The organism is uncultured Stenotrophomonas sp. (genome assembly GCF_963519925.1).
In the GTDB taxonomy this organism is placed as follows: domain Bacteria; phylum Pseudomonadota; class Gammaproteobacteria; order Xanthomonadales; family Xanthomonadaceae; genus Stenotrophomonas; species Stenotrophomonas maltophilia_AE.
The window spans coordinates 1-12,109 of record NZ_CAUQPH010000111.1 but is presented as its reverse complement, the minus strand read 5'-3'; the positions used below and the strand labels follow the sequence as shown (position 1 = coordinate 12,109).

At 67.2% G+C, this 12,109-nt stretch carries 8 protein-coding genes and 1 pseudogene; 3 read left to right on the top strand and 6 right to left on the bottom strand.

Annotated elements, in window-relative coordinates; translation table 11 throughout:
- The 6 genes and pseudogenes from RWO33_RS15675 to RWO33_RS15650 form a co-directional block, all read right to left on the bottom strand.
- Positions 1-1,855: pseudogene (locus tag RWO33_RS15675) on the bottom strand (autotransporter outer membrane beta-barrel domain-containing protein); the annotation flags it as partial.
- 152 nt (positions 1,856-2,007) lie between these two features.
- On the bottom strand, positions 2,008-3,075 hold the full coding sequence (locus RWO33_RS15670; RefSeq protein WP_314106082.1) for a heparan-alpha-glucosaminide N-acetyltransferase domain-containing protein: 1,068 nt from the start codon (positions 3,073-3,075) through the stop codon (positions 2,008-2,010).
- Complete coding sequence (nagA, locus tag RWO33_RS15665; RefSeq protein ID WP_314106080.1) at positions 3,072-4,220, bottom strand: N-acetylglucosamine-6-phosphate deacetylase; 1,149 nt, start codon at positions 4,218-4,220, stop codon at positions 3,072-3,074. Before nagA ends, RWO33_RS15670 begins: the two co-directional genes overlap by 4 nt.
- Positions 4,220-5,248: an SIS domain-containing protein gene (locus RWO33_RS15660; RefSeq protein ID WP_314106077.1), complete on the bottom strand. Its 1,029-nt coding sequence runs from the start codon at positions 5,246-5,248 to the stop codon at positions 4,220-4,222. The genes nagA and RWO33_RS15660 overlap by 1 nt, the downstream gene beginning before the upstream one ends.
- A gap of 7 nt (positions 5,249-5,255) precedes the next feature.
- Complete coding sequence (locus RWO33_RS15655; RefSeq protein ID WP_102945433.1) at positions 5,256-6,323, bottom strand: LacI family DNA-binding transcriptional regulator; 1,068 nt, start codon at positions 6,321-6,323, stop codon at positions 5,256-5,258.
- 42 nt (positions 6,324-6,365) lie between these two features.
- Positions 6,366-7,658: a sugar MFS transporter gene (locus RWO33_RS15650; protein ID WP_145479186.1), complete on the bottom strand. Its 1,293-nt coding sequence runs from the start codon at positions 7,656-7,658 to the stop codon at positions 6,366-6,368.
- A 368-nt stretch (positions 7,659-8,026) separates the two neighbouring features.
- On the opposite strand from RWO33_RS15650, the gene RWO33_RS15645 reads away from it, so the two are divergent.
- The 3 genes from RWO33_RS15645 to RWO33_RS15635 form a co-directional block, all read left to right on the top strand.
- Entirely contained in the window at positions 8,027-9,043 is a 1,017-nt protein-coding gene (locus RWO33_RS15645; protein ID WP_314106074.1) for a glucokinase family protein, read from the top strand.
- 101 nt (positions 9,044-9,144) lie between these two features.
- Complete coding sequence (locus RWO33_RS15640; RefSeq protein WP_314106072.1) at positions 9,145-11,781, top strand: TonB-dependent receptor; 2,637 nt, start codon at positions 9,145-9,147, stop codon at positions 11,779-11,781.
- 112 nt (positions 11,782-11,893) lie between these two features.
- Positions 11,894-12,109: hypothetical protein (locus RWO33_RS15635; protein ID WP_314106071.1), on the top strand; the 216-nt coding region annotated here is incomplete at its 3' end.

Below are 12,109 nucleotides of genomic sequence, written 5' to 3'. Positions count from 1 at the left end.
CCACCGGGTCGGGGTTTTCGGGGACATCCGGCGAGGGGGGCGGCGGCAGCTCAGGCGGCGGCGCCCCCAGCGCCTCCGGCGGCGGTGGCTCGGGGGTCACCGAGCCCAGACCGATGGGCGGTGCGGCTGGCGCGGGAACCACATCGTTGACCAGGGTCGAACGCAGGTACCAGTTCTCGCCACTCCCTGCGCTGACGCCACCCTTGAACAGGAAATATTCGAATGCACCGGCGGCCACCGGCGCATACAGCGCGAACGCGTTCGCGCTGGTGCTGGCGCCGTTGATCGCCTGCACCACGAGGATGCCATCGGCCACGGTCTCGGCACCGGCACCGCCCGCGTTGAGGATGCCCACGCCGGTGGTGCCGCTGGCCACGCCGTTGGAGATCACCAGCCGGTCCGACGCGGAATCGTCGGCGCCCAGCACGGTGTCCAGGTACAGCGCACCGCCGTTGCCGGTGTAATTGCCGGCGATGGTGAACGCATCGCCGGCGCCGCCGCCGCCGTTGGTGAGGTCGATGCGGCCGGCATTGGTCACGTTCACCGGCAGCGCCGCGTTGAAGCCGACGACGCTGGCATTGACCCCACCTCCGAACAGCGTGCTGGTCGCGTCTACGTCGAGTGCGCCACTGCCGCTGCCGGTATCGCCCAAGCGCAGGTCGCCGTCGAAGGTCAGCTGGCTGTCGTTGGCCAGCGCCATCGATTCCCAGCCGGTGAAACGCGCGACGCCGTTGGTCTTGACGTTGTCCATGTTCAGCCTGTCCGTGCCCAGACCGCCGTCGAACCCTGGCAACGCGCCCAGGTGCGAGACGTTGAGGTTGGCCAGCGTGGCGGTGTCGTCGCCTTCGCCGGAATCGACCAGGCCGTGCACCACGCCGCCGCCGCTCCAGTCGAAGCGGTCGTTGCCGAAGCTGAGGCGGATCTCGCCGCGCACGGTGCCGCCGGTGATGGTGACCGCGTCGTTGCCGCCGCTGACGCTGATGTTGCCGCCGATGTAGCCATCGGAGAGCACGATGGTGTCGTTGCCGAAGCCGGTGACCAGGTTGCCGTCGATGGTGCCGCCGGACATCAGGAAGGTGTTGTCTTCCAGCTTCATGTTGACCCGGCCGATGCGGCCGCCGGTCATTTCGCCGTAATCGCCGTCATCGAACGCGCCGACGATGCGCCCGTCGGTCATGCGGAAGCGGTCCAGGCCATCGCCCTGCAGCAACGCGCCGATGCTGCCGCCGGTCATCAGGAAGGTATCGATGCCCGAGCCCTGCTGCACGGTGCCGGACACGGTACCGCCCGAGACCTGCAGGCTGTCCGCGTCGGCGCCCTGGTCGATGCTGCCGACGGTGCCGCCACTGAGGGTGATGGCATCATTGCCTGCGCCCTGCAGGACGCTGCTGCTTATGCTGCCCGCCAGCATGTCCAGGCGGTCGGCGCCGGCGCCGAAGATGATGCCGGCGGTGCTGCCGCTGATGACGCCGCGGTTCACCACCGTGGTCGCCGCGTTGGTGAGGATGCCGACGCCGCTGGCGCTGGTGATGCTGCCACTGTTGTCGATGCGGTGTCCGCTGCCGCCGTCCAAAGCGATCGCAGCGCCGCTGGCGATGCCGAGCTGGGCGCCAGCCTGCACGTTGACGGTGACATTGCTCGAGCCCGGCACGCTGGCGATGGGCGTGGTCTGCGGACTCGGCGCCGCTGCCGTGCAGGTAACGGTCTGCCCGGTCGTGGGGGCCGTGGTATCGCAGCCGGCCCAGGCCGGGCCGGTGGTGGTGGCGAGGAGGAGGCCGCCGCAGGCCACGCGCAGGCTGCGCGCGATGCCTGCCGCCAGACGGGAAGGTGGCGGAGTCGCATTCATGGGACGCATGGACCGTTCCTTTTCCAGAAAAGGGAATTACGGTGTGCCGATGCGTCCCCCGTGACCTAACGCAGCCCGGCGAGGCTACTTTTACTGTCCGGATGTGAGGCGGAGGTAAAATTTCGACGGCTTTTGGATAATCGACACCGCCGCCAGCGTATTCATATCTTCAGGTATATCCGGCGGCGGTCCAGCGCCCACGCGATGATCCACCAGAACGCCACGAACCCCACTGCGCACAGCAGCGACGCGAGTGCCGGCTGGCCGGGCACTGCGTTGGCCAGCATCGTGTAACACGCCGCCCACGCCCCGCTGGCGATCAGCACCAACGCCATCACCGAGGAGCCCAGGTAGGCGGCGATGGCATTGACGCCGAAGCGTCGACCGAGTGCAGGCCAGTGCCAGCGGTCGACCAGCTGGTGCCCCAGCAGCAGGGCGGCGATCGACAACCCGCCGGTCAACAGCACGTAGCTGGGCGTCCACAGGTTCTTGTTCAACGGCAGCAGCGGTGCCAGCAGCAGACCCGCTCCGAGCAGCATCAGCGCCACGCCGCCGAGCGCACCCAGCCGCCCCGCGCGCAGCCAGCGGCCGGCGATCAGGCCCAGCAGGGTGGTCGACAGCGCCCCGGCGGTGCTGAGCAGGCCTTCTGGATCGTGCCCGAGCCGGGTCACGGCGTCGTACTTGTACAGAAACGGTGCGAACAGCGCGGTATCCACCCGGCTGACCGGATTGAGCCACGGCGCCAGCGTATCGGCACCCAGCAGCAGTGCCGCATACCCGAGCAGCAGGCCGCCCAGCACCGCCCACTGCGTACGTGCGCGGGTGTGGATCGCCAGCAGGCCCACCACCGCCACGCACACCGCGATGCGCTGCAGCACCCCCCACAGCCGGTATGCAGGCAGCTCGAACAGCCACCAGGCCAATACGTGCAGCAGCGCACCCGCGAGCAGGATGCGCAGCGCGCGCTTCAACAAGGTGCGGCCCAGCAGCGGTCGCGCTGACACATCGATGGCGCGGGGCTCCAGGCTGAAGGCCATCGACACGCCCGCGATGAACAGGAACAGCGGGAAGATCAGGTCGGTAGGGGTGAAGCCGTGCCATTCCGCATGCAGCAGGGGTGCATACACGTGACCCCAGTCGCCGGGGTTGTTGACCAGCAGCATCGCCGCCACGGTCAGGCCACGCAGGGCATCGATGGAGCCCATGCGCGCAGCGGAGGATGCGCTCATGCGTCCTCGCGCTGTCCGCGGATCCAGGTCGCACGCACCTGCAGCGCGTCGTCCAGCAGCACCAGGTCGGCCTGGTAGCCGGCGGCGATCTCGCCAAGGCGGTCGTCCACGTTGAGGAACCGGGCCGGGTAGCGCGAGGCCATGCGCGCGGCTTCGTCCAGGGGCAGGCCGAGCAGGTTCACCGCGTTGCGCACCGCGGTGGCCATGTCCAGCGCCGAGCCGGCCAGCGCACCGGCCGCGTTGCGGACCACGCCATCGACGACCGTGATCACCTCACCATACAACTCGAAACTGGGACTGTCGGCGCCCACCGGCGACATCGCGTCGGTGACCAGCATGACCTTGCCGGAGGGCTTGGCGGCCAGCGCAACGCGCAGGCTGCCCGGATGCACGTGCACGCCGTCGGCGATGATGCCGATCCAGCTGTCGCGGTCTTCCAGCGCCGCACCGACCGCGCCGGGCTCGCGCCCGGTCAGCGGCGACATCGCGTTGTACAGATGGGTGAAGCCGCGGATGCCCGCGTCCAGTCCAGCGCGCGCTTCCTCATAGGTGGCCGCGGTATGCCCGGCGGCCACGATCACCCCGCGTTCGACCAGGGCGCGGATGCTCTCCAGCGGCACCCGCTCCGGCGCCAGGGTCAGCAGGGTCACGCCATTGTCGAGCGAGGCCGCCATCGCGATCTCGTCGGCGTCCGGCACGCGGAACTTGTTCGCGTCGTGCGTACCCTTGCGCGCCGGGGCGATGTACGGACCTTCCAGGTGGATGCCGATCACGCCGGGGACGCCCTGTTCGATCGCCGCACGCGTGGCATCGATGGCCTTGCGCATTACCTCGGCGTCATCGCTGATCAGCGTCGGCAGCAGCGCGGTGGTGCCGAAGCGGCGGTGCGCCGCCGCCAGCGTGCGCAGGCTCTCCACATCGGGCGTGTTGTTGAACAACACGCCACCGCCGCCATTGACCTGCGCATCGATGAAACCGGGCAGCAGCCAGCCGCCGCCCAGGTCCACCTGTTCGGCCGCGCTGCCCAGCTGCGGAGCAACATCGGACACCAGCGCGGTGATGCGCCCGTCCTCGATCACCAGCGCAAGGTCATCGCGGAAGCCGTCGGCGGTGAGGATGCGGGCGTTGCGCAGGACGGACTTCATCAGACGGTCTCCGTGACCTTGTTCAGGTGCGGCGGCAGGTCCGGATTGTGGCCGCGGCGCAGCGCCAGCGCATTGATCGCCTTGTAGAACGCCTGCACCGCCAGCAGCGGGGCGCAGGCCGGGTGCGGCGCCTGCGGCAGCGGCAGGTCGCCGTCGGGAGCGGCCAGCCACACCTGTGCGTCGCGTGCGGCGAACTCGGCCGCCACCGCGCGGGTGCCGGCGCCGGTTTCATCCGGCTGCGCAAACGCCAGCACCGGGAAGCCGGGACCGACCAAGGCCATCGGGCCGTGCTTGACCTCGGCCGAGCTGTAGGCCTCGGCGTGCAGGCCACAGGTTTCCTTGAACTTCAGCGCCGCTTCCTGGGCCGCGCCCAGGCCGAGGCCACGGCCGACCACGAACAGGTTGTGCGCCGGCACCAGCCCATCCGTCAGGGCGGACCAGTCGCTGTTCCATGCCTGGCGCAGTGCGTCGGGCAAGGTGCGCAGCGAGGCGATCAGCCCCGCGTCCTGGCTCCAGTACGCGACCAGCTGCAGGAGCGCCGACAGCGAGGCCAGGTAGCTCTTGGTCGCCGCCACGCTGCGCTCGGCGCCGGCGCCGAGCGGGATGACCGTTTCGGCCAGCTGTGCCAGCGGCGAGTCTTCCACGTTCACCAGCGCGACCACGCGCGCGCCCGCCGCGCGCGCGGCCTCGGCGTTGCGCAGCAGGTCCGGGCTCTTCCCGGACTGCGAAATCACGATGTACAGCGCGCCGCGCAGCTGCAGCGGTGATTCATACACCGACCCCACCGACGGCGAGGCCGACGCGGTGACCAGGCCCAGCTTGGTTTCCAGCAGGTACTTCGCATAGGTGGCGGCATGGTCAGAACTGCCCCGCGCGCAGGTCACCACGAACGGCGGCGGCGCCGCGCGCAGGGTCGCGGCCAGCGTCTGCACCGTCGCTTCGTTGCGCACGAACTGCGCAGCGATCACGTCGGCCGCTTCGGCGGCTTCGCGGAACATCAGGGTGTCGTGCGGGGCTGGCAGGGACATGCGGGACTCAGGTGGTTTCAGGAGTGGGAGGGCGGGCAGCGAGCGGCCGCATCGGCGCGGTGGAACCGCGCACGATCAGCTGCGGCACGAAGCCCTGGTTCTGCAGCTGCAGCGGCGCGTCGTCGTAGGCATCGCTGCGCAGCTGCGCGATCAGCAGGCGCGCGGCATGCCGGGCGATGTCTTCGGTCGCCTGCTTGGCGGTGGTCAGCGGCGGCCACGACTGGCGCGAGAACGGGCTGTCCTCGAAGCCGGCGATGGACAGGTCGTACGGAACGTTCATGCCCGCCGATTTGGCCGCAGCCAGCACGCCGGCGGCGATTTCGTCATTGGAACCGAAGATCGCCGTGGGCGGTTCGCGCAGCGCCAGCAGGCGCCGTGCGCCGCGGAAGCCGTCGTCGAAGGTGTAGTCGCCCTGCACCACCAGGTGCTTGTCGTGCGGAATGCCGTAGTCGCGCAGCGCCGCTTCGTAGCCGGCATGGCGCTCACCGCTGGAGCGATGCGACGAACCGCCCCAGAGGAAGCCGATGCGCTGGTGGCCGAGCTGGATAAGGTGTTCGGTGATTTCGTAGGCGGCCTCGCGGTCGTCCACGAACACGCACGCGCCGTCCTGCGGATCGGCGGTGGCGGCGATGATGCGCACCAGCTTGATGCCGCGCGCGGTCAGTGCCGCGACCAGATCGCGGCGCTCGGACATCGGCGCGGTCAGCACGAGCCCGGCCAGGCGCGAACGCTGCACCCAGTCGGCCAGTTCCTCGGCCAGCATCGGCGAGCTGGAATCGCAGGGATGGATCTGCAGCCCGAAGCCGGTTTCACGACAGGCGGCGAGCACGCCGTTCTGCACGCCTATGATGTGGTACGGATTCGGGTTGTCGTACACCAGCCCGATCACCAAGGTGGTGCCGGTGCGCAGGTTGCGCGCCGCGGGATCCGGCTCGTAATCGAGCTCGGCGATCGCGCGCAGCACGCGCGCGCGCGTGGCCTGCATCACCGACGGTTCGTTGTTGATGACCCGCGAGACGGTCTTCAACGACACCTTGGCCCGTTCGGCGACATCCTTGATGGTCGCTCTACGCATGCTCTTTTCCTGGCTCACCGGTTGGGCGTCCATGATCGCCGATCACTGCCCGTCGCGGGGCAGGCCGATCCGGTGGCCGCGCAGGGAGTAGAACAGGATGTACAGGTAGCACGGCACCATCAGGCCCGCGAACACCCACTGGAAGTCGAAGTGCTGCTTCAGCACCGCGAAGGCCTGCGGGATGATCGCGCCACCGGCGATGGCCATCACCAGCAGCGCCGACCCGGTTTCGGTGAAACGGCCCAGGCCACGGATGGCCAGCGGGAAGATCGCCGGCCACATCATGGCGTTGGCAAAGCCCAGCGCGGCGACGAAGCCCACCGACACATAGCCGTGGGTGAACAGGGCGCCGATGCAGAACAGCACGCCCAGGCTGGCCGAAATGCTCAGGTAGCGCTGCTGCGAGACCAGGTGCGGAATCAGCGCCAGGCCGGCCACGTAGCCCACCAGCATCGCGCCCAGGGTGATGGAGGTGAACAGCTTGGTCTGGTCCAGCGGCAGGTTGAAGCCATGCCCATAGGTGCCGATGGCGTCACCGGCCATCACTTCCACGCCCACGTAGACGAACAGGCAGAGCACGCCCAGCCACAGGTGCGGGAACTGGAAGATGCTGGTGCGCTCGGCCAGGCCGGGCGCGCGCGCCGGCGTTGCATTGGCTTCGGCGGTCTTCAGCTCGGGCAGCGGCGAGAACAGCACGCCCACCGCCAGCACCACCAGCAAGCCGGCCATGGCCATGTACGGCATCTGGATCTTGGCGGCGAAGGTGTCCAGCAGAGCGTTGCGGGCCACCGGATCGGCGGCAGCGACCTGCTCGGAGAGGTCGCCGATGCCGTGCAGCACCAGCGTACCTATCAGCAGCGGGGCCAGGATGCCGGCGATCTTGTTGCAGATACCCATCAGCGCGATGCGCCGCGCGGCGGTCTCGATCGGGCCGAGGATGCTGATGTACGGGTTCACCGCGGTCTGCAGCAGGGCCAGGCCGCTGCCGATGATGAACAGGCCGCTGAGTGCACCGGGGTACCAGCGCTGCTGGGCAAAGTGGGCGAACACCACCGCGCCGGCCGCCATCACCAGCAGGCTCAGGCTCAGGCCCTTCTTCATGCCGGTGCGCTTGAGGATCCACGAGGCCGGCAGGGCCAGGAAGAAGTAGGACAGGTAGAACACCATCAGCACCAGGAACGCGCCCACCTCGTCCAGCTCGAAGGCCAGTTTGACGAAGGTGATCAACGGGCCGTTGAGCCAGGTGAAGAAGCCGATCAGGAAGAACAGCACCCCGATGATGAGGATCGAGGTGGCCACGCTCGAACGCGCGGAAGCAGCAGGCACGACAGACATCTGGAAGGCTCCTGCATCGACGGCACGCGGGCGGCGTCGGAAGAGTGGCTGGGAACAACGTTGTCACATTTATTCGATGGGCTGCCCGGCTTTGTCAACAACTGGTTTCCGCGCCGACCGCGGAAAACGCCGTGCTGCACCTGCGCAGAAACGCCGCCAGCCCCCGCCGTGCCTTCACGCGGCCAGTGATTGCAACGGCTTTACGAAATCTTGACGGCGCGGGGCTGAAAACGTTTTCTTGTGACGCAGGTCGTTGCGGCGCAGCATCGAAAGTGTGAGGTTATCGTTGACATCGTTGTCAGAACGATTACAGACTCCGCTCAATCGCCGGGGCCAGACCTGGCCGTACGTATCCCAAGGGAGCCCGTGTGACCGCAGCCGCCCACGCCGTATCGGCCAACGCCCCCCTCACGATGCCGCCGTTCCTGGCGGCCGACGTGGGTGGCACGCATGTCCGCGTGGCCCGTGTGCAGGCCAGCCAGGACCCGGCCCATCCGGTCCAGCTGCTGGAATACCGCAAGTTCCGCAATGCCGACTACGCCGGGCTGAGCGCGATCCTGCAGGCCTTCATCGCCGACGGCGAGCGCCCCGCGCATTGCGTGGTGGCCACCGCCGGGTATGCCCGCGAAGACGGCACGGTGATCACCGCCAACGTGCCGTGGCCGCTGTCGGCGCGCCAGATCGAGGCCGACCTCGGCCTGGAAACGGTGTACATCGTCAATGACTTCGAAGCCGTGGCCTACGCCGCCGCGCAGGTCGATGCCAGTGGCGTACTGCAGCTGACCGGCCCGGCCACCGCCCCGCGCGGCCCGACCCTGGTGGTCGGCCCGGGCACCGGGCTGGGTGCGGCGCTGTGGATCCCGACCGCGCATGGCGCGGTGGTGCTGGCCACCGAAGCCGGCCAGCCGACGCTGGCGGTGAGTACCGAACTGGAAATGGCGATCGTGCGGCAGATGCAGCGCGAGCTCGCGCACGTCTCGGTCGAACATGCGCTGTCCGGCCCAGGCCTGATGAATCTCTACCGCGCACTGTGCGCGATCGAAGACCAGCCGGCCGTGCTGGCCACGCCCGACGCCATCACCGCCGCGGCGGTCAGCAACCAGGACGTGCTGGCGCGGCAGAGCCTTGAAGTGTTCTGCGGCCTGCTCGGCAGCACCATCGGCGACATGGCCCTGCAGTACGGCGCCCACGGTGGCGTGTACCTGGCGGGCGGGATCCTGCCGCAGATCCGCGAATTCCTGTTGAACAGCACTTTCGTCGCCCGCTACCTCAACAAGGGGCCGATGCGCGAGGCGCTGGAACGCATTCCCGTGAAGGTGGTCGAGCACGGGCAGTTGGGCGTCATCGGCGCCGCAAGCTGGTATCTCGGCCGAACCGACGTTTGAAAAAGCAAGGCGCGTTCCGGCAACGGGCGCTGGGCAAAGGTCGCACGCATCGCAAACCGCACGCCGTCGCTGGCGCACAACGATTGATGAGGAGAGACATCATGAACCACCGCAAGAGCCTGCTTTCGGCAGCCATTTTCAGCTGTATCGCCTTCGGCGCCCACGCGCAGGACGCACAGCCCTCCGCGACCGACCTGGACACGGTGACCGTTACCGGTATCCGCGCCAGTCTTGAGCGCTCGCTGGATACCAAGCGCAACAATGTCGGGGTATCTGAAGCAATCACCGCCGAGGACATCGGCAAGTTCCCCAGCACCAACGTTGCCGAGGCGCTCTCGCAGATTCCGGGTGTGACGCTTGACCGTCGCTTCGGCCAGGGCGAGCGCGTCAGCATTGACGGTACCGACCCCAGCCTCAATCTGACCTTCCTGGACAACCACCCGGTGGCGCAGGCCATCTGGCTGTACGGCGAACAGCCCAATCGCGGCTTCGACTACACCCTGCTGGCACCGCAAATTCTGGGCCGTGCCGAAATCCTCAAGTCCTCCGAAGCCCGCCTCACCGAAGGCAGCCTCGGCGGCACAGTGCTCATGCACACCCGTCAGCCGCTCGACCTGAAGCAGAATGAAGTGGCTGCCTCCATTGGTTACAGCTACAGCCAGCAGGCCAGCGAAGGCAAGCCCAATGCCTCTGCGCTTTACAGCTGGAAGAACGACGACGAGACCTTCGGTATCGCGGTGTCGGCGCAGCACTACGAAGAGGCCGTGGACCGTCAGGGCATCGAGGTGTTCGGCTACGCCAAGGCGTCGACCTTCGCCAACGCCACCGGCGTGGCCGGAGACGTCGATGTGCCAAACTCGATCAATGCCGCGTGGTTCCAGCAGGAGCGCAAGCGCGACAGCGCCGTGGTGAACCTGCAGTTCAAGCCGACCGACGAACTGGAATTCAACCTCAGCGGCCTGTACATCAAGGAAAACTTCGACAACTACAACCAGTCGATGTACTCCTTCCTGACCTGGAACCCGGGCACTGTCGGGGCCGTGGACCAGCTCGGCAACGTACGCAACGGCGTGGCAACCAGCGGCCATTCCAATGCCAGCGCGACCGCCAACAGCGGCACGGTCATCTACGACAACAACGTGCGCGAATCGGAAGTCACCACGAAGGGGCTGGACCTGCGCGGTGCCTGGCGTGGTGACACCTGGGGTGTCAGTGGCCAGGTTGGCCAGAGCAAGTCCGAGAACAAGGACCTGGCCCAGTACTTTATCGAGCCGTTCTACAACGGTGCCTACAGCTGGAGCATCGACAAGGGCCTGTCCTTTGACAACCCGGACGCGGCGCGCAATCCGGCGAACTGGAACTCCGCGGGCGGCTGGTTCGGCAACAACGGCATCTTCTCCACCGAGAGCAAGGACACGTACGCCCAGCTGGACTTCAACGTCCAGTTCGACAGCGTGTTCAACCAGCTGCAGTTTGGCGTGCGCCACGGCAAGCATGATGAAGACTTCCAGCTCAACGTCTACGGAGGCGTGCGCCCGGGCAGCCTGGCCGATGTGGGCACGATCGGCCTGACCGATATCGACGGCTACGGCTTTGGCGACAGCCAGGCCCACCACGTCCAGGCTGGACGCGACAACGTGCTGAACTGGGTCAAGGGCAGCCCGCTGGACTACGCGAATCCGGATCCGTCCAGCTACCTCAACAACAGCTGGGCGCTGCAGCAGACCAACAACTCCGCCTACGCCCAGCTGAACTTCTCCAACGGCCCGCTGCGCGGCAACGTCGGCGTGCGCTACGTGGACTCCAAGACGAAGGGCAGCGGTTTCGTCTACGGCGGCACCCCGACCCTGGATGACCTGGACAGCAAATGGCAGACCCAGACCAAGTCGGAGGACTTCGTCCTGCCGTCGCTGAGCTTGGCATGGGACACCGACAATGACTGGGTGTTCCGTTTCGCGGCAGCGAAGGTAATCGCCTGGGCTCCATACAACCAGATGGTCAACAACACCTTCCTCAACGACACCCAGCTGACCGGCAGCGGTGGTAATGCGGCGCTGTCGCCGTATGAGTCGTGGAACTACAACGCCTCGGCCGAATACTACTTCCAGCCGCAGTCGGTCGTCGCCTGGTCGGTGTTCTACAAAAAGATCGACAACTACATCGACACCTCGGCCACTATCGAGCGTCAGTACAACTCGATCCGTGATACCTCGCCGGCCACCTGGCAGAACATCGTGGGCACCAACGGCTGCACCGCTGACGGATACTGCGATTACAGCATCCAGCGTCCGCGCAATGCCGGCAGCGGCCACGTGAAGGGCTTCAACCTGAGCTTCCAGCAGGCCTTTGGTGAAAGCGGCCTCGGCTTGACTGCCAACTACACGTATGCCAACGGCGAGAACAACAGTGGCGATCCCCTGCCCTACCAGTCCCGCAATTCGGTTGCCATCAGCCCGTACTATGAAAAGGGCCCGATCAACGCACGTCTGACCTACAACTGGCGCGACAGCTACCTGGCCGGTGGCTACGTCGCCGGTGCAGCGCCGGCCAGCGTGGACGACTATGCCGAACTGGGTGCGAGCTTCGGTTACACCTTCAACGAGAACTGGTCGCTGAGCCTGGACGCACAGAACCTGCTGGACGAGACCTACTTCCAGTACCTGGGCGACAAGGAACATATTGCCGGCAAGTACAAGAGCGGCCGTCGTTACATGGCCACCGTGCACTTCAAGTTCTGATCCCAACGTCACAAGCGTAACCTGCAGAACGGGCCCGGACTTCCGGGCCCGTTTTTTGCTTCGCTGCCAGGCAGATGCCGGCACAACGAATCCGCAATAAAGGAATGACCCGATGCCCATCCACATCCGTCGTACCTCGCCGTCGCTGCTGTCACTGGCACTGGCACTTTCCCTCGCGCCGCTGGCCCATGCCACCGACGCCCAGGCACCGGAAGGCCCGCGTGCCCTGCCCGGCTCGCTGCCGCTCATTCCCGCGCCGGCCCAGCTGCAACGCCTGGAGGGCGCCGGCTACACCGTCACCGCCGCAAGCGCGCTGCGTGCGCAGGGC

Coding starts and splice junctions, on each gene's coding strand:
- RWO33_RS15670 (WP_314106082.1), bottom strand. CDS start 3,075: ATGAGCGCATCCTCCGCTGCGCGCATGGGCTCCATCGATGCCCTGCGT.
- nagA (WP_314106080.1), bottom strand. CDS start 4,220: ATGAAGTCCGTCCTGCGCAACGCCCGCATCCTCACCGCCGACGGCTTC.
- RWO33_RS15660 (WP_314106077.1), bottom strand. CDS start 5,248: ATGTCCCTGCCAGCCCCGCACGACACCCTGATGTTCCGCGAAGCCGCC.
- RWO33_RS15655 (WP_102945433.1), bottom strand. CDS start 6,323: ATGCGTAGAGCGACCATCAAGGATGTCGCCGAACGGGCCAAGGTGTCG.
- RWO33_RS15650 (WP_145479186.1), bottom strand. CDS start 7,658: ATGTCTGTCGTGCCTGCTGCTTCCGCGCGTTCGAGCGTGGCCACCTCG.
- RWO33_RS15640 (WP_314106072.1), top strand. CDS start 9,145: ATGAACCACCGCAAGAGCCTGCTTTCGGCAGCCATTTTCAGCTGTATC.